The sequence below is a fragment of the Dietzia sp. KRD202 genome, assembly GCF_017168155.1.
Taxonomy (GTDB): Bacteria; Actinomycetota; Actinomycetes; order Mycobacteriales; family Mycobacteriaceae; genus Dietzia; species Dietzia kunjamensis.
The window spans coordinates 1-21525 of the sequence record NZ_JABFAN010000073.1 but is presented as its reverse complement, the minus strand read 5'-3'; the positions used below and the strand labels follow the sequence as shown (position 1 = coordinate 21525).

The window sequence follows — 21525 nt, the reverse complement described above, 5'->3', positions numbered from 1 at the left end:
ATTGAACGTAATCGGGTGGCAAGTGTGAACTCGGTATTGAGCGGGACCTGTGCGACGAGGGCATCGGCAGTGAACATTTCGGTCTGCTCGAGGACATCGCCATTCGCCGCGATAATCGCGCTGACACCGCTGGTGGCCGCTACCACCACCGTGCGGTTGTGTTCGACAGCGCGCAGCCGCGACATCGCCAGCTGCTGATAGGTCATGTCGGTATCGCCGAAGGTTGCATTGTTCGTTGGTACCGCGATCAACTGCGCCCCCGACCGAACCGACTCGGCCACCAGATCATCGAACGCGACCTCATAACAGGTGGCCACAGCGAGCGGTGTCTCATCGATGGTCACCACACCATCGCCGTTACCGGGCACGAAGTTGCCCGCCTGCGCGGCATAAGGCGAAAGCTTGCTCACGATCGATCGCATTGGCAGATATTCACCAAATGGAACCAGGCGTCTTTTGTCGTGCGCATCGCCAGGTCCTGTTCCTTGCTCCCACACCAGCGCTGTATTTCGGGTGGTACCGGAGCCAGTGGACACCACCGCCCCCACAAGGATTGGAGCGCCGATCGCCTCTGTGGCCGCATCGATCTGTTCTGCAGCGTCGGCATTGCGAAACGGGTCGATGTCTGATGCGTTCTCCGGCCAGATCACCAGATCCGGTGCGGGCTTCACCCCCGCTGCGACCTCGGCGGCGAGAGCGTCGGTACGAGCCACATGATTGTCCAGTACAGCGCGCCGTTGCGCGTTGAAATCCAGACCGAGTCGGGGCACGTTGCCCTGGACTAGGGCAACCGTTTTAGAGGGGGTGGTGACCGCTGCGGTAGGGACGGGCATCGAGCCGAGTGCAGAGGCGGTCACAAGCACCGACCCGAGCAGCGACACCGAGCGCCAGGCGGAGCGCCGAGCAAGTCCGACGACCACTGCAGCCGTCGCGCTGCCCACCAGTGCAACGGACAGGCTCACCCCTGGCGCCCCAGCGATCTGAGCGATCGCCAGCAATGGTCCATCAGTCTGACCGAACGCCAGCCGGCCCCAGGGAAACCCACCGAAGGGCAGGCGCGCTCGAACCGCTTCGGTGGCCACCCAGCAGCACGCGATCCACAGTGCAGCCCCGGGCAGCCGCGCCACCAGTGCGGTGGCCCCAGCGAAGACAGCGACTGCCACGGCCTGTAGCGCCGCTAATGCTAGCCAGGGGACAGCGCCGACATAAACCCCCACCCAGGGCAGTAAAGGTACGAAGAACCCGAGACCAGCCAGGTATCCCAATCCGAACGCGCCGCGCACGCCGATCCCTCGGACCGACAGAACCAAAATGGCAAGACCGGCCGGGGCGAGAAACCACAAGGATAGAGGCGGGAAACTGGTGTACAGCAGTATTCCTGCGCCCAATGACGACACCATTCGACCAAGCGCACGGCCGACGGGGTGACTATTTAGCCACCGCCGAGAAGGCGTTGACCGCGGTTGATTTCGGGTAACCCCGCCCATCCTGAGGCCGACTGCTGGCAGTACCACCGATTGCGGCCCACGGTTCTTCTGTCGTGTTGTCATGTCACGCTCGCGAGGTGTGCTCTCGTCTTCCGCAGAGGTCGCGGGGGGAGCGAATCGAACCCGTTCACGGCCTCGCTGAGTCCACGCGCGCGGCCCCGGAGCGGGGCCCGGCACATGCCTCCGACCGGGACGCACAGAGCGGATCGGAAGCATATCTGCCGGGTCACCCGGCGAGCTGGCCGATCTGGAACTCGGCGAGCCGCGATTGTGGCTGGGACGCTCCACTGTGCTGGTCGGTGAAACTCTCTGTCCCGTCTGTGCCGCACAGCTGCTCGATCCGGTCCGGCCCGCCCGGGTGTTGGTCGACCCACGCGGTGAGGTCGTAGACGATGTTCTCGATCACGGTCCAACACGAGTCGGTCGAATCGTTCTGCTGGACCTCGGCCATCGTGACCTGTTTCTCGGCTCTCTCGCCCGTCTGGAGCTGCTCTGCCTGCTCTGGCGCGCCCGTGTCGTTCCCGGCGCAGCCCACAGCTAGGAGCAGGGCGGCGGTGGTGCCGGAGGCGGTGAGTGTCCTGCGCAGTCTCATTCGATCTCCTCGTATAGTGATCTACCGAAAGTCCAGGCGGCCAGCCACGTACACAGGACCGTGAGCACCAGGGCTACGCCGATGTGGAATGCCAAGGTCGAGCTGCCCCCTAAGCTCGCTTGGGCGAACGTGGCCCCGAACAGGACGAGGGCGACGACTGCAGCCCAGCGACCTCGCCGTGTAGCCCACGCGCGCCACCCTAGAACCAGAGCCAGCACGCCGGTGAGGAGATGAAGGGCGATGGCGGCCGAGCTGTGGACGTCCAGACTGGTGCCGTCCTGGACCAGCACCCCTGCCGAAGTGAAGAGGAGTCCGAGGGCGCTGACTGTCACTAACGCCACCGCTCGTGCGAGCAACAACAATCGTCCGGAAATCTGTAAATCTTGTGATCGCGACACTTTCCCTTTCTCGAGCTGCTCGTCCACTTCTTCGTGGTGGGAGGCGGCCGGCGACCCGCCCCACTTGTCCCCCAATGCCGCACGCACTGTCACATCTGGAGATTGTGCTGTGCTGACCTCTTGATTCGGTCGGGGTTTGATGAAGGTCTGATCAAGATCCCGGACGTGACGGTCGCTGACGCGGTGCTGATTTGGTGCGCGGCCAGTTGGGGTGAACCTGGGTGAAGCCTGTCAGGACGTCCAGCTTCCGAAGGCCTTCCCATGTCGCCCACGTAGTCCCTGACACTCGCAACAGGCAGCTTGATGAACGCTGCCAGAGGCTGTGGTCAGAGGGAGACTCTAGGCACGATGCACGCTGGTGGGGGCCGCTCCCGGTCGTTCTTCGACACGGGTGACGAGGCCCCCACTTCTTGCGACGGCGGACTCTGCTCGTCTAAGTTCGAGCAGAAGTCACATCACGAAACCATCACGGTATAGCGGCAGGGGAGACACGGCGGCAGTGGAGCGAAGACGTGCACACCGCGAGGAACACCCTTCAACTGTCGACATCTGGGCGAGTTCTGGTCGCCCTCGAGGTGGCGGTACGCATCGCCAACCCTCCGCCCGGCCCGAGTTACGCGATCAGGTCGTCGTCGTCACGGTCGCCGCCGGGGCCATCGTGTCCTCGATAAGTTTTCTAGTGGACCAGCACACAGAGGCTGGTGGTGAGCACATTCACCTCATCGCGCACGAGGAGTCGATCAGTCCTGCTGGCCAGTCTGGAGACATAGCCCTTCCCCCGGCTGAACTGCCTGGGCCCGTTGCGGTGCAAGGCGACATCCCGCTGGAGAGCGCTGCCGCCATGGTGTCGTCATTGGCGGCAGGCACCGAAATCGACGCTCGCCGGCAAGTTGCCGAGGAGACCGCGCGCCGTCCAACAGCAGCGATGCCGACAGTCGGGACCCTCACGTCTGAGTTCGGCCAACGCTGGGGCTCGCTCCACGGCGGCATCGATATCGCAAACGTGATCGGAACCCCGATCGTGGCGGCCACTGACGGGACCGTCATCGATGCCGGCCCGGCGCAAGGGTTCGGCAATTGGGTCCGACTGCTGTCGGATGAGGGCACGATGACCGTTTATGGACACATGGAAGAGGTTCTCGTGTCCACGGGCCAGCGTATACAGGCTGGACAGACGATTGCCCTCATGGGAAGTCGTGGCTTTTCCACCGGGTCGCACTTGCACTTCGAGGTGTGGTTGAACGAGGGACGGGAGCGCGCCGACCCCATCGAGTGGCTCCGGGAAAACGATATCGCGACCAACTCAGTCAGCCCTTGGAGTGAGCCGGGGTCTGCGGTAAGGAGATCGTGAATCGGGCGCCGCGGCCGAGCCCGTCGCTGTGTACGCGGATATGGCCTTCGTGGGCTTCGACGAGCGCACGGGTGATGGTGAGCCCGATGCCGCTTCCCCCGTGTGCCCGGTCGCGTGCGGTGTCGACGCGGTAGAAGCGGTCAAAAATGTGGTCGAGGTGCTGCGCTGCGATGCCTTCTCCAGTGTCGGCGATAGTGATCTCCACGTTCCCCTCGTGTAGGCGACTGGTGACGGTGACCATCCCACCTGAGTCGGTGTGGCGGAGCGCGTTGTGCAAAAGGTTGGTCAGGACCTGGTTGATTCGATCACTGTCGACAGTGATCGGTATTGCCTGATCAATACGTGCTTGGAGCAGCACATTTTTGTGCGAGTACTCGGGGCGCAGGGCGTCGATCGCGGCCGCGATGATGCTGCGAGTGTCGGTACCGATGGGGATGAGACGCGTGAGGTGTTCTTCGGCTCGGGACACCGCGCTGACGTCGTGAGCGAGCCGGCCTAGCCGACCAGTCGCGGTTCGCAGAATGCGCAGCGTGTCGTCGTCGAGTGCACGGACACCGTCTTCGATCGCCTCAAGGTGGGATTCGAGCGTGGCCAGGGGAGTCCGCAACTCGTGTGCGAGATCTGAAAGCATCCGTCGGCGTGTGGTTTCGGTGGCATCTAGTCGTCGTGCCAGTTCGTTGAAGCTGACGACAAGATCGTCGAATTCACGACCTATTCTCGGCTCGTGCACTCGTGAGTCGTATTGTCCACCGGAGATCTGCTGGACTGATCGGGTGACCGGGGTGATCGATCGTTGAACGCGGCGGGCGATGTAGCCGCTGACAGCCAGCGACAAGATCACCGATACCGCCAGTGCGATCGACCAAGACAGCATCATTGACGAGTTGAATGCCTCCTCCATATGGGCTGCTTCGGAGGAGTTCTGTGACAGTCCGGCCATCTCCAGATGCTCGTGGAAGATCCCGGGGGCAAGTATTGCGGCGACGACCCAGGCACTGACTGCGAAACCGATCATCACAAAAGCGAGCGCCGCCAGTAGCCGGGTACCGAAGGTGGCAGTGGTGAACCACCGCTTGAGGCGCGTCACGTTGTCACCCAGATCGATCCGGCTCACTGACCATCTCCGGTGCGGTAGCCGACACCGCGGACGGTGCGGATGTACGCGCCCCGGGACGCAGTGTCTCCGAGCTTGCGTCTGAGGTGCGCGATGTGGACATCAACCAGGTGCGTGTCGCCGACCCAGTCAGGCCCCCAGATGGCACTGATCAACTGCGTCCGGGACAGCACCAAGCCGGGGTCTCGCGTCAGTGCCGCCAAGAGGTCGAACTCGGTCCTGGTCAACTGAACCGGGGTGGTGTCGACGGTGACCTCGCGGCCTTCGACGTCGATCGCCAGTGCCCCAATCCTTCGCAGCTCTCTGCGTTCGGAGGCCGCAGACGGGGAGCGTAAGGCTGTAGACGATCGAGGACGGCGCAGCATGACTTGGATGCGGGCCATGAGCTCTCGTGGGCTGAACGGTTTGGTCATGTAGTCGTCGGCTCCCACGGACAGTCCGATGAGGGTATCGACCTCCTCGGTGCGGGCGGTGAGCATGACGACATACGCATCGGAAAAGGTGCGCAACTGGCGGCACACTTCGACGCCGTCCAGTCGCGGAAGGCCGAGGTCTAGCACGACGACGTCGGGATCAATCTGCCGGATCAGGTCGACTGCATCCTGCCCGTCGTGAACGATCGTGATGTCGAAGCCCTCGCGGGTCAGATAGGTACCGATGAGATCGGCGAGCTCACGCTCATCTTCGATGACCATCGCCCGCAGCCCTGCGGTCGCGCGCGTGGTCGGTGACTCACCTTCAGGTCCGGCGTCTCGAGAATCGGATGTGAACATAAGGCCTCAATCATCGTCGTAGGTCTGCCACCGGTGCCTATCGCATGCTTGATCTTGATCAGACCTTCATCAAACCCCCACCGAATCAATGGGGTCGGCGAAGGACAATCTACAGATGTGACTATGCGTGCTACAGCGGTGCTGATGATGCTATGAAGCCGGTGACGCCCCACCGAAGCTGCCCCTCGTTCCGGTTCGTCGCGCCGGGAACGGCAGAGGGGACTCATATCAGTGCCTAGGATGGCTCCGGTCACCGCGTTCCTGCGGAACTCATGGCGCACTCTCACCGCGATGCGCACGGCATTGATTCTGCTATTTCTGCTGGCAGTGGCGGCGATACCGGGGGCACTCCTGCCGCAGCGCAGCCTCAACCAAGGAAACGTCAATCAGTACATCGCGGACAACGGCTGGCTGGGGGAGTTCTTCGACAAGCTCCAGTTGTTCGACGTGTTCTCCAGCTGGTGGTTCACAGCCGTGTACGTGTTGCTGTTTATATCGCTGGTGGGCTGCCTGACGCCGCGGTCGATTGATCTGGTCAAACAACTCAAGGCCCCGCCGCCGCTTGCCCCGCGTAACCTTGCGCGCCTGCCGCATCATGCGGCGTACCGGACCACGGCCACGCCGGAGCAGGCTGCGGACCAGGTCCAAAAGAGCCTCAAGGGCTGGCGGGTCCGTCGCAACAACGGGGACGGTCGCGTGTCGGGCAGCATCGAGTTGTCCGCGGAGCGCGGGTATGCGCGCGAGGTGGGCAACATCGTATTCCACTTCGGCTTGCTGTTCCTGCTGATCGCGTTCGCGGCCGGCAAGTTCGTGTACGCGGAGGGCATGCGGGTGATCATCGCCAACGAGGAATCGCCGGCCTTCTGCAACACCACGCCTAGTGCGTACGACTCGTTCCGGGCAGGTCTGCTGGTAGACGGCACTGACTTGGCGCCGTTCTGTATCAAGGTCGAAGATTTCCGTACCGACTATCTACCCAATGGCCAGGCGGAGATGTTCACCTCCAACATTCGCTTCAGTGAGGAGGTCACCACCACCGATCCAGACACATGGGATCCCTACACGTTGCAGGTCAACCACCCGCTGCGCATCGGCGGTACTCGTGTTTACCTCCAAGGTCACGGCTTCGCGCCCACGTTCACGGTCACGTTCCCCAACGGCGAAACCCGTACAGACACAGTGCAGTGGCAACCGACGGACCTGTTGACTTTTCTCTCCTCCGGCATCATGCGCTTTGATCCGCCAGCCGGCATGTACCCGGACATCGACGATCGCCTTGAGCAGCAGATCGCCATCCAGGGGCTGTTCGCACCGACCGCCTCGTTCGACGGCACCATACTCAGCTCCCGTTTCCCGCGGATGGACGACCCGGCGGTGGCGATCGACGTCTACCAGGGCAACGCCGGCCTGGACAATGGCGGCGCACAGTCGATCTTCTCGCTGGACCCCGACCTAATGGAGTCGGGCGCGTTGGAGCGTAGGGCCCGCGTCAACCTCATGCCCGGCGAATCCACGACCCTGCCCGATGGCACCGAGGTTCGCTTCGACGGAGCCGACGAGTTCATCAACATCCAGGTCTCGGAGGACCCTACTCAGATCTGGGTTGGCGTGTTCGCTGCCGTCATGGTGGGTGGACTCGTCCTGTCATTGATGGTCCGTCGCCGAAGGATCTGGGCACGGATCATTGTCGACGAGGCCCAGGCGACCCGCGTCGACCTGGGCGGCCTCGCCAAGACGGACAGATCGGGCTGGGGCCGGGAATTCGACGACCTCCGGGACCGGCTGGCCACCATTGCTACTGCTACACCCGTCTTGCCCGAACCTGGCGACACTGCATCTAGTCGAGGCGACGACCCCGACGCTTCGTGGAAGGACAACATCCGGTGAACACTGTAATTCTCGCGCAGGGACTGCCTGTCAACGAGACGCTCTCCACCTACAGCGACCTGGCGTATAGGTCCGCGTTCGGTCTATACGTGCTGGCGCTTGTCGCATCGTTGATCTACTACGCCGGATTCCGGGTAGCCAAGGTGACTAAATCAAGCCGGAACCTAGTGGGTGCCGGTGGGCCCGGGCTCACAGAATCAACCTCTCTCACCGACACCGGAGACGAGGACCGTGAGTCCGCAGGCAGTGTCCGCTGGGCACGGATCGCACAGCTATTCATCATCATCGCCTTCCTCTTCCAAGCGGCTGCGCTGATCCTGCGCGGGGTGGCCACAGGTCGCTTCCCGTGGGGCAACATGTACGAGTTCATTCTGGCCACCACGCTGCTGGGAGTGGGCGCCGGGCTGATTTTCCTGCGCAAGCCGGCCCTACAGGTGGCCTGGCCATTCGTACTGGTACCGGTTCTGATCCTGCTGTTTTTCGGCGGCACCAACCTGTATTCCGAAGCCTCTCCCGTCGTGCCGGCACTGCAGTCGTACTGGCTGCCCATCCACGTCTCGATCATCTCGCTGGGATCGGCCATACTGCTGATATCCGGCGTCGCCTCGATCATGTACCTGATCCGGGTGTGGCAACCGCAGGGTCAGGAAACGGGCTGGAGCTCTGGGCTTTCCCGCCCACTACCGCATGCCGACACTCTCGACCGACTGGCCTATCGCACCGCTGTGATCGCATTCCCGATCTACAGCGTGGGCATCCTGCTGGGCGCTGTCTGGGCCGAGGGCGCGTGGGGTCGCTTCTGGGGCTGGGACCCCAAAGAGACTGCCTCCTTCGTCTCTTGGGTCCTTTACGCCGGCTATCTGCACGCCCGTGCCACCAGTGGCTGGGGCCCCAAGAGGGCCGCTTGGATCAACCTCGCCGGGTTTGCGGTGCTCATCTTCAATCTGTTCTTTATCAACATCGTGGTCTCCGGTCTGCACTCCTATGCTGGCCTGAACTGAACGGTTGAGGAGCACTTCGCAGCCTCGATATCTGCTTTAGAAAGCGCAGCATCCAACTCCGCGAAATGAAAGAAACGGGGCCGGCTATCGCCCCGGTCCGACTCGGGCAGGAGACGCTTTTTGGCACCGTGCGAGGCGAGCCGGGTAACCACACTGGGCTAGGTGGAACCGTTCGCGGCACCTCGGGGAAGCCGGTGGCTCCCTGAGTCCGACTACGAAGAGATCGGCAGAACGAAACTGTGAGCTCCCGCAATGAATCCGAACTGACCGGCCGCCGTGTCCGCCCGGCCACCTGGGCGATCCTGGCGTGGATGATCATCATGATCGCCGCCATCCTGGGGGCGTGGAAGGGGTCGGAAGCCCGGTTCGGTGTGCTGTCGGAGATCACCGTGGCCACCGACCGCAGCACCGTCAAGGCTCTGCCCTTCACCGCGACCGACCTGGACGGCAACTCCTTCACCAACCCGGTGCCCGAATTCGTGGTGCGCAGCGAGCACACACTGACCGTCCGATTGTCCACCGAGCTGCGCGAGTCGACGATGAACGTCTACGAGGTGCGTCAGGGCGGTACCAACGAGTACATCGTCGAGGCTGGCGGTGCCGGCGAGCTACTCATTCCGGTGAGCACCCCGGAGCATGGCCCCATCGAGGGCCTAGCCATCCGGTCGGTCCCGATCTTCTATGATAAAGCCGGTGAGCCGTCGATCCTCAACGGCGAATGGTCCGTGTCCTTCATCTACGAGGACTGAGCGCCCCAGTGGCGGCAGCGGTATCGGCCTGACCATCACTCGCGCACTCGTCGAAGCCCACGGCGGGAACATTCGAGCGCACAGTGACGGGCCCGGCCGAGATGCAAGTTTCACTGTCGAGTTTCCGAGCTCTGGCCGCTCTCCCACTAACCGAGCCGGCATTTCCGGCGCGCAAGTGGCCGGGCCCGGTCTGATTTGACCGAAGAAGGGAGTCAGCTTATGTGTCGACCGACGTGGCGCTACCGCCTGCTCTACCGTGCGCGGACGGCGCCTTGCCCACGGCCGGGACCGGCGACGGAGGACGATCTCGTGCTGCGGTACGCCACGATCGCTGATCTCGGCGCGACCGCGCAGTTGCACGTTGAACAGCTACCGGCCGGTTTCTTCCCCGGCCTGGGGCCACGATTCATGCGTCGCTGGCACCGGACCTACCTTGATTCCCCGCACGGCGTGGCGCTGGTCGCAGTCTGTCGGTGCGACGCCCGCGGGCACGTGTGCGGTTTCTTGTTCGGTTCGATCGACGAAGCGGCACATATGCGGGCGGTGCTGGCCGACCGCCGCTGTCTGCTGGTCCTGGCAGCGGTCGCCGCCGTGTCACTGCTGCGCCACCCGTCACTGGCGGTGCGGTTCGTGCGCACCCGAGCCAGGCCGTGGACGCGTCGCCTGCTTGGCACACTCACCTACCAGACTGCCGCACCCCCGGCAGGGACCGATTCTGCGCCGGTAGCCGTGCTGGCCGCGGTCACCGTTCGCCCGTCGCTGCGGGGCAGCGGCGTCGGTGCCCGCCTGGTCGAGCTGTTTCTCAGCCACGCGCACGAGGGCGGCTGTGCTACCGCCGAGTTGTTCACCAGCGCCGGCTCGGACGGGGCCGGCGCGTTCTATGAACGCTTGGGATGGAGCCCGGGGAGCGAGTACCGCACGCGCGACGGCGACATGGTGCGCAGCTATCGTCACCCCGTGGTGCCTCCGGCCCGCCACGGCACGTTCTGCGACAAGGGTGGGGCAGATCCCCGATGAAGCTGACCCGGCGCCAATTGCTGACGGTGCTGACTGCGGGGTCAGCCGCCACCGTGGCGTCCTGCACCCTCGGCCCCGCCCCGCCACGGCCTGCGCCCTCGGTGATTACGCCGACACCGCAGCCACCTCACCTGGGTGGAGCCGAACTCGGTTCCCCTCGTTCCCCGTTGTCCGCCGCGGCAAGCCGATGGCAGCCGGCGCCGGGTGAAGTACGCCCGGAGATCAAGCGCACCGCAGCGGCGTTTCTGGAAAACGCCGGAAACTGGAGCGACGGCGAAACGGCCGTGGGCACCCTCATCCGCGCCGGCGCGTCGCCGCCGGTGGCGTCGACAGCGTCGATACTTCAACTGCCGGACGCCCGCGCCGGGGAACTGACCGTCGTCTATCCGCAGTACGGCGGGCTCGCCTCGGATACCGCTGCCGTCATCGCCCTGGTGGAGCAGAACCTGCACACCGTCTCGGGACCGTGGAACCGCGAACTGGTCGTGGACGTGCGATTGGCCCGACCCCCCGGTGGGAGTTGGGCCGTCGAGCGGCTCGTCGCGCCGACCTCACTGGGCCCGTCGCTGCCGTTGACCGACACGGCGGCAGCGGTGCTCGCCGAGCCGAAGATCATCCTGCCCGGCCCAGCCCGCAGCGATGTCAGCACCGGCAGGATGGACAACCGACTGCTGGCGATACTGCACGCACTGTCCCGGGAGTTCACCCTGGCGATCCAGGTAATGCACACAGGCCACATCCAGACGGTCTATCCCACCGCGCGAATGTCCAATCACGCCGTGGGACGAGCAGTAGACATCCGCGAGATCGACGGTCGGCCGGTGGTGGACGTCCGACCCGGCGACGATCGTGTGCTTCGGTTGATGCGGCGAGCTGCCGAGTTGGGGGCGACCGAGGTCGGTGGACCTGCCGACCTTAACGGACCGCGCAAGGGGTTCTTCTCCGACGACGTCCACCAAGATCACATCCATCTCGGTATCACTCCCGGCGACGCGCCGGCGCACCTGCGGTAGGGCGCACGTGCGTGCGGGTGGGGCACGAGGTCACCGGCGGCGTGAGCCAGTCAGCTCCGCAGCGGTGCAACCGTTTCGGACCAAGTCGCACCCTTGACGAGCACCGTGCGGCGCAGACTGGCAGTGCGCCCGGCTCACGCGACGGGTCGTGTCCAGAGAGCGAAGGCACCGAAGGCCCCGAGAACTCCGAGAGCCGAGAGGATCAGCGCGGTCTGAGGTAGACCGAGCATCGCGCCAAGAACGCCGGCGATCGGGTAGGTGAGCATGAAGCAGGCGTGGGACAGGGAGAACTGCGCGGCGAAGACCGCAGGTCGAGATACTTGGTCGGAGGCGCGTCGCAGCAGGCGGGCTGACGGGGTCAGAATCAGCGACGTCGCGGCTCCAAGGATCGCCCACAGTGTGATCAGCAAGGCCCACTGCCCACTGCCGGCCGGTAGAGCGATCACTGCTGCTGATGCGGCCAGGGCGGGCGGGATAATCGCTGAGCCGGTGAGCATGACGGGCCGATCGGCGATCTTGTCGAGGACTCGGGGAACAACGAGGGCGACGAGCATGGAACCGGCGCCGAAGGCGGCCAGCAGAAGCGCGACGTCGCTCTCGGAGCGATCCAAAGATCCTCTGACCACGACGACGGTGTTGACGATCACCATGGCGGTGGAGGTGGCCACGATGAGGTTCATCACCAGCAGACTGCGCAGCTCCGTGGTGCGCAGCATGACCCGGACGCCCCGGGTCAGTCGTTCTCGAAACGATGCGGCTTCGGACCGTGCGCCATCGGGAATTTCGGTGACCAGGACGAGCGCGCCGGAGGCGAGAAATCCCAGCACCGTGCCCAGAAATAGATTGTTGTAGGACATGATCGCCAGCAGCGCCGCAGCCAGTACGGGGCTCAGTAGCGATTCGGTGTCGTACGCCAGGCGGGATAGTGACAATGCGCGGGTGTACTGCGCTTCGTCGGGAAGGACATCGGGAATCACTGCCTGGAACGCCGGAGTGAAGGTCGCCGACGCCGCTTGCAGCGCAAAGATCAGGACATAAATCTGCCAGGCCTCACTGACCCAGGGCAGGGACAACGCCACTGCAGCGCGGACTGCGTCCGCGCTGACAAGAACGGCCTTTCGTCGCCACCGGGTGGCCATAGCCGCCATCACCGGTGACACGGCGACGTACGCGACCATCTTGATCGTCAGCGCCGTTCCTAGCACTACACCAGCGTCTTGCCCGGCGATGTCGAAGGCCAATAACCCGAGCGCCACGGTGAGCAGACCGGTGCCGAGAAGGGCGACTATCTGAGCGCTGAAGAGCCTGGCATAGGTGCTGTTCCGAAGGACACCGATCACGATAGGCCGGTGATCTTCCCGTGGCCCAGACGGTCGCGGTCATGATGCGCGGGGTGACTGTCCACCGCGTGCTGCGCCTGGAAAATCGCGTCGGCGACAAGCTGGCGGGCGTGCTCGTCAGTCAGGCGGTAGAACACTCGTTGCCCGTCTTGGCGTGCTGAGGCCATTCGCGCCAGGCGGAGTTTGGCCAAGTGCTGAGATACCGACGCCGGGGACTTGTCGACGATCTCGGCCAGCTGGTTTACCGACAGCTCCCCGTCGCGAAGGGCCAGAATGATCCGCACTCGCGTCGCATCCGCCAGCATGGCGAACACCTCGACAGCTAGCTCAACGTACGAACTCTGCGCCGTCAAGCCACACTTAGCATCTGCATTTATACGCAGATAATGGCATGTCGACTCCCATGGATCAAGGTCTCGACGCTGCGGCATTCGGCTGGACAGCCTGGCAAGGACAGGGCGCCTAACGATTTGGTTTCTTCGGAGACGATCTCCCAACTGGGCGGCGGCGATGGCTACGGTGACGGGTACGGCCTGCGGCAGGGAGACCCACTGCGCCGCCCGTCGGAGGCGTTCTAGACGACATCGACTACGGAGGAACAATGAGCACCACCGCCATGATCAACTCCCACCCCAATCCCACCAGTGGTCTGGACGTGGACCGCCTCGCCGATGCGATCGACGCGGCGCTGGCCTGCGCGCAGTCCTGCACTGCGTGCGCGGACGCCTGCTTGGCAGAAGAGGCGGTTGCCGACCTGCGGAACTGCATCCGTACCAATCTCGACTGCGCCGATGTCTGCGTCGCCACCGCTTCCGTCCTGAGTCGCCGAACGGGCAGCAACCTGACCGTGGTCACCGAGTTGCTCAAGGCCTGCCGTGCCGCGTGCGCTACTTGCGCCGAAGACTGCGAGGCTCACGCCGACATGCACGAGCACTGCAAGCTGTGTGCTGACGCCTGCCGTCGTTGCGAAAAGGCCTGCAGCGACCTCCTCAGCGCCATTGGCTGAACCCGCGGCGCCGCTGTAGTCGTTGCTCGACTGGGTGTGCGACTTAGGTCCTACGGCGACAACCGACGATCTAGGGGGTTCTCTCCTATAAGCGGGCTCTCCTGTACGGCCCCCGGCTCCCTCCCGCACCTACTCGACGCCCCTTCCGGCTGGGGAAGGCTGCCGCTCCCAGCCCTACAGGATCCCGGGGCCGTCGAGGGCAGCCCACAGGACACCGGCCAGGACGCCCAGCGCCAGGCTCGCGGTCGCGGCGACCGCGGCCGTGACGGCCGGCCAGGCGGCCATCCCGCCGCGTCCGGGGAACTCGGCGGCTTGGGAGTCGGGTCGGGCGAAGACGGGGGCGAACCAGCGCAGGTAGTAGAAGAGGCTGATCACGCTGTTGACCACCACCACCAGAGCCAGCCACCCGTGACCGCCGTCCCAGGCGGCGGTGGCGGTGGTCAGTTTGCCCACGAAGATCGCCAGGGGCGGGGTGCCCACCAGCCCCAGCAGCGCCACCAGCACGGTCAGTCCCAACCCTGGGCGGGAGCGGGCCAGCCCGCGGTATTCGGCGAGCGTCCGGTGCTCGGGCAGGGCAGCGGTCACGGCAAAGGCGGCGACGTTGGTCACGGCGTAGGCGGCCAGGTAGAACAACAGCGAGGGCAGGGCCAGGTCGCTGCGCCCGGCTGCGGCCACGGGCACCAGCAGGAACCCCACCTGCGCCACGGTCGACCAGCCCAGTAGCCGGCGGGGATCGGTCTGCCAGTAGGCGGCCAGGTTGCCCAGGAACATCGAGGCGGTGGCCAGTAGGGCGGCGACGAGCAACCAGGAGTGCTCTTCGGCGGAGACCGTGGCCACCAACCGGTACACGGCCACCAGCGCGCCCACCTTGGGCACGGTGGTCAGGAACGTGGCGGCGGTGACCCCGGAGCCCTGGGCGGCGTCGGGCACCCAGAAGTGCATCGGCACCCCGCCGGCCTTGAACAGCAGCCCGGCCAGCACCCCCAGGATGCCTGTCCCCACGGCGGCGTCCGGTGCGGTGGGCAACGCCTCCCGGAGCAGGGCGTAGTCGGTGCCTCCGGCCAGGGCATAGAGCACGGTGACGCCCAGCATCAGCAGGATCCCGGACAGCGCCCCCATGAGGTAGGTCTTGACCGCCGCCTCGGCGCCCAAGCGGCCGCCGGTGAGTCCGATGATCCCGTACAGCGGGATGCTGGCCAGCAGGAATCCCACGATCAGCACCAACAGGTCGGTGATCCCGGCCAGGACCATCACCCCGGCGGTGGCGAAGAGCAGCAGGGCGTAGGTGTCGGATTCGCGCGGGGAGTCCTTGAGCTCCCCGGAGGCCACCCCCAGGATCAGCAGGGTGGCCAGGGTGGCTATCACCCGTGCGGCGCCGGTGGCGGTGTCCACGGCAAAGGTACCCGCAAAGGCGCTTTGCGCAGGCCCGGCCATAGCCACCGCGGCGGCGGTCGCGGCGCCCAGTAGTGCCAGGGCGGCCGCGGCGCGGGCGATCCACTGGCGCTGCCGGGGGAGGAACGATCCGCCCAGTAGCACCGCCAATCCGCCGGTAAAGACGATGATCTCGGGCAGCAGCAGCCCGGGGCTCATCTGCATGGAGGCGTCCACGGGTTACCGTCCCACCAGTTCCACGAGGGCGGCCGAGCTCGGCTCGATCACCCCGAGCAGCACCAGCGGCAGCACTCCGATCAGCACGGACAGCGCCAGCAGAGGGCCGGCCGACCACAGCTCGTGCGCCCGCAGGTCCGCGAACCCGGGGGAGCGCCCGGCGGCGGGCCCGGTGAAGACCCGCTGCAGGGCCCGCAGGAACAGGGCGGCGGTGATCACGATGCCCACTAGCGCCACTGCGGTCACCGGGGCCACGGCCACGCTGCCGGCGAAGATCTGGAACTCGGCTATGAACCCGGAGAACCCGGGCAGGCCCAGGGAGGCAAAGGCGCCGATCGCGAACAGCGCCGCGTACCGCGGGGCGGGGCCGGCCAGCCCGCCATAGGAACCCAGGTCGTAGGTCCCGGCCCGGCTCTGCATGACCCCGGCCAGCAAGAACAGGGCGGCGGTGATCAGTCCGTGGCTGACCATCTGCACCATCGCGCCGGTGACCGCCACGGACCGGGCCTGCTCGGCACCCTCCACCAGCAGCCCGGCCGCACCCAGGGCCAGGACGATGTAGCCCATGTGGTTGACGGAGGTGTAGGCGATCATCCGCTTGAGGTCGGTCTGGGCAAGCGCCACCAGTGCGCCGTAGAGCACGGAGACGATTCCCACGGCCACGATCACCCAGGCCCACGCCCGCCAGACCTCGGGCAGCATCGGCATGGCGATCCGCACGAAGCCGTACGCGCCCATCTTCAGCAACACCCCCGCCAGGACGGCCGAGCCGGCGGCCGGGGCGTCGGTGTGGGCCGGGGGAAGCCAGGTGTGGAACGGCACGGTGGGGGTCTTGACGGCCAAGCCCACCAGGATCGCCGCCAGCACCAGCCCCCCGGCGAGCGGCTCACCGGCCAGCGGGGGTGAGGCGACCAGCTCGGGGATGTCAAAGGTGTGGGGCGCCGAGAACACATACAGCCCGATGAAACCCAGCAGCAGGGCCAGCGACCCCAGGAACGTGTAGAGGAAGAACTTCAGCGCCGACCGGGCCGCATTGCCGTGGCCCCACCCGGCGATGATGAAGTACATTCCCACGATCGACAGGTCAAAAAAGACGAAGAACAGGATCAGGTCGGCCGAAACGAACACGCCGAGGCTCATGCTCTGCAGGAACAAAAATAGCGCCGCCTGCACGCGCGGCCGGTCCGAATCCCGCAGGCAGTACACAGCGCACGCCAAGAACACCACGACCGTCATCGCCACCAGCGGCAGGGACAGCCCGTCGATGCCCACGTGGTAACTGCTGCCCACCCCCGGGATCCACGGCACCTGCTCCTCGAACGCCAGCCCGTTCGGTCCCGGGTCCTTGTAGCCGGCCCACACCACGGCAACCAGCAGCACTTCCAGCACGCTCACCGCTATCCACGCCCATCGCGCGGCCGCCGGCCCGATCGCCGGCACCGCGGCCAGGACGGCGGCGGCGGCCAAGGGGAGAAAGACGATCAGACTGAGCATGCTCATCCCATCACTGCGTAGACGGTCCAGGCCACCACGGCCACGGTGAGCACCGCGACGGCCTGCAGGAGGTACTGGTGGACGGCCCCGGTCTGCGGGGTGCGGGCCAGGTGCCCGAGTCGGCGAACCCAACCGGCCAGGCCCTCGACGGCGCCGTCGACCACGGCGTCATCGAGGCGGGCCGCGCCCTGCCCGGCCGTATGGGCGGCCCGTGCGGCTGCTCCGACTCCGGCGTCGAGGACCTCGTCGTCGAACCGCGCCACGGACCGTGCCAGCATCGGGACGGCCCCGGCCACGGAGGTCACGGCGCGGTCCAGGACCGCGTCGTCGAACCGGGCCAGGAGGTGCGCCAACCGCATGACGGGAACGACGACGACAACGTGCGCAGCAGCCTCCAGCCCCAGCCACCGCTCGGCCCACCCGAGTTCCGGGGCGCGTAGACGTCGCATCAGCAGCACCACGGCCAGGGCGATGGCGGCCGAGACCACGAGCTCGAGCGCCGTCACCTCGCCGTGCCCGCCCATCGCCTGGGCGAGGGCGCCGCTGAGCGGGGGCAGCGCCAACACCGACAGCCCGGCCGCCCCCGCGGCCAGCACGACCAGCGGGGCCTGCTCGAGCGCCCCCACCTGCCCGGTGCCGAGCTCTTGCGTTGCGCCGACCTCCCGCCCGGCGGTGGGCTCCTCGACCCGGGCCTGGGCCCCGCGGTGCCAGATCGTCCATAGGACCTTGCCGGAGTAGGCCGCCGACAGGGCCGCCGCCACCAGTCCTGTGGCGTAGAGCCAGGCCGAGGTCTCCAGGGCCCCAGCCAGCACCGCGTCTTTGGTCGCCCACAGGGACAGCGGTGCGATCCCGGCCAGGGCCAGGGCTCCCACGGTCGCGGTCACGCCCACCACCGGCCATCGGCGGCCCGCCCCGCGCAGTTCCGTGAGCTTCTCGGTGCCCAACGCGGTGAGCCACGCCCCGGCAGCGAGGAACAGCAGTGCCTTGGTGGAGGCATGGGCCACCAGTTGGGCGGCACCTCCGCTCACCGCGCCCACTCCGGCGGCCAGCACCACAAATCCCATCTGCGCCACAGTGGACGCCGCCAGCAACTGTTTGAGATCCCGTTGGGCCAACGCCACGATCCCCATTGCCACCGCGGTCAGTAGCCCGATCCACGCGGCGGCCGGGCCCGCCCACCCGGTGGAGGCGAGCAGCGGCTCCACGCGCAGCAGCAGGTAACCGCCCATTGCCACCATCGCCGCCGAGTGCAGCAGTGCGCTGACCGGACTGGGGCCCTTCATCGCGCCGGAGAGCCAGAACGAGAACGGCAGCTGCGCGGCCTTGCCCAGTGCCGCCACCAGGATCCCGGCCGCCACCACGTGCCGCCACGGGCTCTCCGCCGCCGGCAACTCGGACAGGCCCATACCGGCGCCGCCGGCCAAGGCAGCGCCGGCGGCCAGGTAGAGACCCAGGTCGGCGGTACGGGTGGTGAGGAAGGCCGTGAGCCCGGCCGAGACGCGGTCGGTGTCCCGCCACCAGAACCCGATCAACGCGTACGAGGTCGCGCCCATCAACTCCCAGGCAAACAGCAGCGCCGGCAGGCTGGCGGCCGAGGCCGTGATCAGGGCCGCGGCGGCGAAGAGCAGCATCAGCCCGTGGAAGCGGGGCCGGGCCGCCCGGATGTTGCCGGCCGCAAAAACCAGCACCAAAAGGGTCACCACTGCGACCATCGGCAGGGTCAGCGCCGCCAGGGCGTCGACCTCCAATGCCACGTCGACGCCGGCGATGAACGGGAACGCCACCGCAGGCCGCGCAACGGCGACGACAGCCGCCAGCAGCGCGGTCACGGCAGCGGTCGATACCGCGATCGGGGCCGCAACCCGCTCCGCCCGGGTCAGCGCGAGCACCGCACCCACGGCAGCCGGGAGCACCACCAGGGTCAGCAGCAAGGTCTGGTCGGCGGTCATCCGGAGAGATCCTCGGCCATGTCGGTCATGTCGGTCTGCCGCTTGCGGTGCAACAGCGTCGCCACGGCAAAGCCCATGGCCATCTCCACGGTCATGGCCGCCAGCACCACCAGCAGCAGCACCTGCCCGGAGGGGCCCGGGGCCAGGAACCACCAGAACCCCGCGGCGGCCAGGAGCACCCCGTTGATCATCAACTCCAGGCCCATCATCACCATCACCACCACCTGCTGGGACAGGGCCCCGTAGAGCCCGACGGCGAACAGGGCGGCGGCCACCACCAGAACGGCCTCCAGGGTCATCGACCCACACCTCCCGGCTGGGGGTCGTCGGCCGGGCGGCGCCGCAGATCGTCGCCGAGCCGGTCGTAGCGGGTGCGCCCGGCGGCCAGGACGATCCCGGCCACGATGGTGGCCACCATGACCGCGCCCACCACAGCCATCACCAACATCTTTTCGCCCATGATATCCAGGCCCAGCGCGTTGGTGAGGTCCTCGGGTGGGGCGCCACGTCGCTCGGGCCACGGGATCAGCAGCGCCCCGGCGGCCAGCAGCACAAAGACCCCGACCGAGGTGCCGATCGCGGTCTTCTTCCCGTGGGTCATGTCCATCGGCATCAGCGCCGGGTTCATGCCCATGAACATCACCATGTAGACCGCCATCACCGCCATCTCCATGACCATCATCAGAATCGTGATGATGCCCAGGTAGCTCTGACCCAGCAGCAAAATCATCACCCCCACGGCGATGAACGATGCCGCCAGCGCGTAGGTGGCCCGGGCCATCGAGTCCACCACGAACACGGCCGTCCCCGCGGTCACCGCCACCACAGCGAGTACCCAGAACACGATCCCGACCAGCACGGCTCAGCCCTTCCAGACCACGACGAGGGACACAAGCAGATCCTGGGCCACGACGGCCGGGAGCAAGACAGTCCAGCCGATCTCCATGAACCGATCCGGTCGCAGCAGCGGAAGTTTGCGCCGCGCCCACACCAGAACCGTCAGCACCAGCGCTGTCTTGACCAGCACCCACGCCCAGTCGGGCAGGACGGGCCCGGCACCACCGCCGAGGAAGAGCGGCACCGAGAACGCCGCCCCGGCGGTGAGGAACAGGTAGCGCCCGGCCTGCAGGACCAGCCGATCGACCCCCGAGAGTTCGGCCGTCACCCCGCCGACGATGTCCGCGGACAGGGCCGGGGCGAATGGACCCCATAAAGAGAAGCCGGTCACGCCGATCAGGAAGACCAGGAACGCCACCGGCATCCACACCACAAACCACACGCCGTCCTGCGCGGCCGCGACGTCGCCCACCGCCAGACTGCCGGCGGCGATCGCCGGGGCCACCAATGCGAACATCAGCGGCAGCTCATAGGCCAGCCCGTGCGCGAGGAAGCGGTAACCGCCCACCAGACCGTGGATGGAGTTGGCGCCCCACCCCGCCAGCCAGACCAGGGCCCACACCATGACGTCGACGGCGTTGAACCACACGACTCCCACGTCGAGGTCCGCCAGTGTCCAGCGGCCCAGCGGGATCACGGCGATCATCAGGAACGCCCCGACCAGCATGCCCGCGCCGCCGATCCGCCACAGCAGGGTGTCCGCGGCGACCGTCGTGCGGCGACGCTGCCGCAACAGACGGGCCGCACGGGCCAGGGGAGTGGGCCCGCCACGACCGCCGCCCCGCGCCGGCGACGAGAGCACCCCGTCCAGCGCCACCGCGAACAACGCCAGCCCACACAGGATCACCCCGGCCAGCACGGCCCACCCACCGGACACGGTCGTCACCACGGTCTCAGACATGCCCCACCTCCCGGACGGCAGGATGCGAGCCCAGATCAAGGCTCGCCACCGCCAAGCGCACAGTGCCCAGCTCCAAACCGGTCACCAGGTCCGGCACCACCGCCCACGGCACAGTTAGTTTGTCCGCAGATTCCTGCGCTGAGCCGCCATCCGCCCGGTCCGGCGTTGCGCCGCCGACCTCGACGCGGATCCGTTCCAGTTGGGCCAGCAACCGGTCGTGGGCATCCCCGAGGCAGTGCCCCGGCAAGCCGTGGCGCTCCAGATCGGCCGGGCCGAGCGGCAGCACGCCCCGCAATGACCAGCGCAGCAGCCGCGACCTGCGAACCTTCCGGTGCAGACGCTCGACGGCGTCACGGGCGGCACCGGGATCGCCCGTCAGAATCCCGTCCCGGGCACGGCGGGCGCAGTCCGCCAGGTCTTCGGCACCGGCCAGTGCCAGCAGTGCCATGACCTGATCACATTGGGTCACCGTGGCAGACGCGTGGTCCGTGGGCCGACCGGGTGCTCCGGCCCTGTGCTCCGTCGCGTCGATCACCGAGGCGGTGGCGTCGACGACAACGTCCCCCTGTAGCGAGCAGTGCAGCACGAGCCCGGCCGGCCAGAACGGCAATACCGGACCGAGCGGCAGATGGAGAACATCCATCTCCAGGCCGTCGCGGTCCTCCCCGCCTTCGGCCAAGGGAATCCCGGCGGGAGCCATGTCCATATCCCCGTGGCCTTCATGGCCCTCGTGGCCACCATGCCCGCCATGGCCTTCATGGCCCTCGTGCCCGCCGTGGTCTGCGTGGCCCTCGTGGCCACCATGCCCGCCATGGCCTTCATGGCCCTCGTGCCCGCCGTGGTCTGCGTGGCCCTCGTGGCCACCATGCCCGCCATGGTCTTCGTGGCCCTCGTGCCCGCCGTGGTCTGCGTGGCCCTCGTGGCCACCATGCCCGCCATGGTCTTCGT

21 protein-coding genes and 2 pseudogenes are annotated in these 21525 nt (G+C 66.7%); 9 read left to right on the top strand and 14 right to left on the bottom strand.

Annotated elements, in window-relative coordinates:
* From lnt to J1M64_RS18750, 3 genes are all read right to left on the bottom strand, one after another.
* The coding region (gene lnt, locus J1M64_RS18760) for an apolipoprotein N-acyltransferase (RefSeq protein ID WP_241261780.1) at positions 1 to 1400 on the bottom strand (1400 nt) is incomplete at its 3' end.
* Between the two features lie 313 nt (positions 1401 to 1713).
* Positions 1714 to 2079, bottom strand: coding sequence for a cytochrome b5 domain-containing protein (locus J1M64_RS18755; RefSeq protein ID WP_007626850.1), 366 nt, complete (start codon positions 2077 to 2079; stop codon positions 1714 to 1716).
* Positions 2076 to 2504, bottom strand: a complete 429-nt coding sequence (locus J1M64_RS18750) for a hypothetical protein (protein ID WP_256820656.1) — start codon at positions 2502 to 2504, stop codon at positions 2076 to 2078. Before J1M64_RS18750 ends, J1M64_RS18755 begins: the two co-directional genes overlap by 4 nt.
* 652 nt (positions 2505 to 3156) lie before the next feature.
* Between J1M64_RS18750 and J1M64_RS20480 the strand changes: the two genes are divergently transcribed.
* Complete coding sequence (locus J1M64_RS20480) at positions 3157 to 3828, top strand: M23 family metallopeptidase (protein ID WP_206475177.1); 672 nt, start codon at positions 3157 to 3159, stop codon at positions 3826 to 3828.
* Here J1M64_RS20480 and J1M64_RS18740 read toward each other — a convergent pair.
* Together J1M64_RS18740 and J1M64_RS18735 are read right to left on the bottom strand one after the other, a co-directional pair.
* Complete coding sequence (locus J1M64_RS18740) at positions 3785 to 4942, bottom strand: cell wall metabolism sensor histidine kinase WalK (RefSeq protein WP_096907179.1); 1158 nt, start codon at positions 4940 to 4942, stop codon at positions 3785 to 3787. The two genes, J1M64_RS20480 and J1M64_RS18740, sit on opposite strands and share 44 nt — an antisense overlap.
* Positions 4939 to 5637, bottom strand: a complete 699-nt coding sequence (locus J1M64_RS18735) for a response regulator transcription factor (RefSeq protein ID WP_206475176.1) — start codon at positions 5635 to 5637, stop codon at positions 4939 to 4941. The genes J1M64_RS18740 and J1M64_RS18735 overlap by 4 nt, the downstream gene beginning before the upstream one ends.
* A gap of 318 nt (positions 5638 to 5955) precedes the next feature.
* Here J1M64_RS18735 and J1M64_RS18730 point away from each other — a divergent pair, with 318 nt between their 5' ends.
* The 6 genes and pseudogenes from J1M64_RS18730 to J1M64_RS18705 all read left to right on the top strand — a co-directional run bounded on the left by J1M64_RS18730 (position 5956) and on the right by J1M64_RS18705 (position 11382).
* The gene (locus tag J1M64_RS18730) at positions 5956 to 7602 is read left to right on the top strand and encodes a cytochrome c biogenesis protein ResB (RefSeq protein ID WP_206475175.1); all 1647 of its coding nucleotides are present in this window, start codon (positions 5956 to 5958) and stop codon (positions 7600 to 7602) included.
* Positions 7599 to 8603, top strand: coding sequence for a c-type cytochrome biogenesis protein CcsB (ccsB, locus tag J1M64_RS18725; RefSeq protein ID WP_206475174.1), 1005 nt, complete (start codon positions 7599 to 7601; stop codon positions 8601 to 8603). The genes J1M64_RS18730 and ccsB overlap by 4 nt, the downstream gene beginning before the upstream one ends.
* A gap of 239 nt (positions 8604 to 8842) precedes the next feature.
* Positions 8843 to 9352 (top strand): DUF2771 family protein, encoded by a 510-nt coding sequence (locus J1M64_RS18720; RefSeq protein WP_206475173.1) that lies wholly within the window; start codon positions 8843 to 8845, stop codon positions 9350 to 9352.
* Positions 9351 to 9551, top strand: a pseudogene (locus J1M64_RS18715) (ATP-binding protein); the annotation flags it as partial. The gene J1M64_RS18720 and the pseudogene J1M64_RS18715, both read left to right, overlap by 2 nt.
* Positions 9552 to 9661: 110 nt before the next feature.
* Positions 9662 to 10369 carry a GNAT family N-acetyltransferase gene (locus J1M64_RS18710; RefSeq protein ID WP_240341539.1) on the top strand — a complete coding sequence of 236 codons (708 nt, stop codon included), beginning with the start codon at positions 9662 to 9664 and terminating at the stop codon, positions 10367 to 10369.
* A gap of 284 nt (positions 10370 to 10653) precedes the next feature.
* Positions 10654 to 11382 carry a hypothetical protein gene (locus tag J1M64_RS18705; RefSeq protein WP_253695599.1) on the top strand — a complete coding sequence of 243 codons (729 nt, stop codon included), beginning with the start codon at positions 10654 to 10656 and terminating at the stop codon, positions 11380 to 11382.
* Positions 11383 to 11516: 134 nt separating this feature from the next.
* Here J1M64_RS18705 and J1M64_RS18700 read toward each other — a convergent pair whose 3' ends face one another.
* Positions 11517 to 12722 carry an MFS transporter gene (locus J1M64_RS18700; protein ID WP_206475172.1) on the bottom strand — a complete coding sequence of 402 codons (1206 nt, stop codon included), beginning with the start codon at positions 12720 to 12722 and terminating at the stop codon, positions 11517 to 11519.
* Entirely contained in the window at positions 12719 to 13036 is a 318-nt protein-coding gene (locus J1M64_RS18695; RefSeq protein ID WP_371517175.1) for an ArsR/SmtB family transcription factor, read from the bottom strand. Before J1M64_RS18695 ends, J1M64_RS18700 begins: the two co-directional genes overlap by 4 nt.
* 287 nt (positions 13037 to 13323) lie before the next feature.
* Here J1M64_RS18695 and J1M64_RS18690 point away from each other — a divergent pair, with 287 nt between their 5' ends.
* A complete protein-coding gene (locus J1M64_RS18690; protein ID WP_067712804.1) occupies positions 13324 to 13728 on the top strand; it encodes a four-helix bundle copper-binding protein in 405 nt (134 codons plus the stop codon).
* Between the two features lie 174 nt (positions 13729 to 13902).
* Here the strand turns inward: J1M64_RS18690 and J1M64_RS18685 are convergent, their stop codons facing one another.
* The 7 genes from J1M64_RS18685 to J1M64_RS18655 are packed head-to-tail and all read right to left on the bottom strand — an operon-like array spanning position 13903 to position 21283.
* A complete protein-coding gene (locus tag J1M64_RS18685; protein ID WP_031264732.1) occupies positions 13903 to 15324 on the bottom strand; it encodes an NADH-quinone oxidoreductase subunit N in 1422 nt (473 codons plus the stop codon).
* Positions 15325 to 15339: 15 nt separating this feature from the next.
* Positions 15340 to 16830, bottom strand: a complete 1491-nt coding sequence (locus J1M64_RS18680; RefSeq protein ID WP_206475178.1) for a NuoM family protein — start codon at positions 16828 to 16830, stop codon at positions 15340 to 15342.
* 2 nt (positions 16831 to 16832) lie between these two features.
* Complete coding sequence (locus J1M64_RS18675) at positions 16833 to 18779, bottom strand: NADH-quinone oxidoreductase subunit L (protein ID WP_069389149.1); 1947 nt, start codon at positions 18777 to 18779, stop codon at positions 16833 to 16835.
* Positions 18776 to 19078 carry an NADH-quinone oxidoreductase subunit K gene (locus J1M64_RS18670; protein ID WP_017836397.1) on the bottom strand — a complete coding sequence of 101 codons (303 nt, stop codon included), beginning with the start codon at positions 19076 to 19078 and terminating at the stop codon, positions 18776 to 18778. Before J1M64_RS18670 ends, J1M64_RS18675 begins: the two co-directional genes overlap by 4 nt.
* Entirely contained in the window at positions 19075 to 19638 is a 564-nt protein-coding gene (locus tag J1M64_RS18665) for an NADH-quinone oxidoreductase subunit J (protein ID WP_206475171.1), read from the bottom strand. The genes J1M64_RS18670 and J1M64_RS18665 overlap by 4 nt, the downstream gene beginning before the upstream one ends.
* A 3-nt stretch (positions 19639 to 19641) precedes the next feature.
* Positions 19642 to 20577: a complex I subunit 1 family protein gene (locus tag J1M64_RS18660; protein WP_096907183.1), complete on the bottom strand. Its 936-nt coding sequence runs from the start codon at positions 20575 to 20577 to the stop codon at positions 19642 to 19644.
* Complete coding sequence (locus J1M64_RS18655; protein ID WP_007626389.1) at positions 20570 to 21283, bottom strand: hypothetical protein; 714 nt, start codon at positions 21281 to 21283, stop codon at positions 20570 to 20572. Before J1M64_RS18655 ends, J1M64_RS18660 begins: the two co-directional genes overlap by 8 nt.
* Before the next feature lie 15 nt (positions 21284 to 21298).
* Here J1M64_RS18655 and J1M64_RS18650 point away from each other — a divergent pair.
* Positions 21299 to 21525 (top strand): annotated as a pseudogene (locus J1M64_RS18650) (hypothetical protein); the annotation flags it as partial.

Bases quoted from the DNA above. Each gene is read 5' to 3' on its own strand.
- J1M64_RS18755 (WP_007626850.1), bottom strand. From the start codon at position 2,079: ATGAGACTGCGCAGGACACTCACCGCCTCCGGCACCACCGCCGCCCTG.
- J1M64_RS18735 (WP_206475176.1), bottom strand. From the start codon at position 5,637: ATGGTCATCGAAGATGAGCGTGAGCTCGCCGATCTCATCGGTACCTAT.
- J1M64_RS18730 (WP_206475175.1), top strand. From the start codon at position 5,956: ATGGCTCCGGTCACCGCGTTCCTGCGGAACTCATGGCGCACTCTCACC.
- J1M64_RS18690 (WP_067712804.1), top strand. From the start codon at position 13,324: ATGAGCACCACCGCCATGATCAACTCCCACCCCAATCCCACCAGTGGT.
- J1M64_RS18685 (WP_031264732.1), bottom strand. From the start codon at position 15,324: ATGCAGATGAGCCCCGGGCTGCTGCTGCCCGAGATCATCGTCTTTACC.
- J1M64_RS18680 (WP_206475178.1), bottom strand. From the start codon at position 16,830: ATGCTCAGTCTGATCGTCTTTCTCCCCTTGGCCGCCGCCGCCGTCCTG.
- J1M64_RS18675 (WP_069389149.1), bottom strand. From the start codon at position 18,779: ATGACCGCCGACCAGACCTTGCTGCTGACCCTGGTGGTGCTCCCGGCT.
- J1M64_RS18670 (WP_017836397.1), bottom strand. From the start codon at position 19,078: ATGACCCTGGAGGCCGTTCTGGTGGTGGCCGCCGCCCTGTTCGCCGTC.
- J1M64_RS18660 (WP_096907183.1), bottom strand. From the start codon at position 20,577: ATGTCTGAGACCGTGGTGACGACCGTGTCCGGTGGGTGGGCCGTGCTG.
- J1M64_RS18655 (WP_007626389.1), bottom strand. From the start codon at position 21,283: ATGGACATGGCTCCCGCCGGGATTCCCTTGGCCGAAGGCGGGGAGGAC.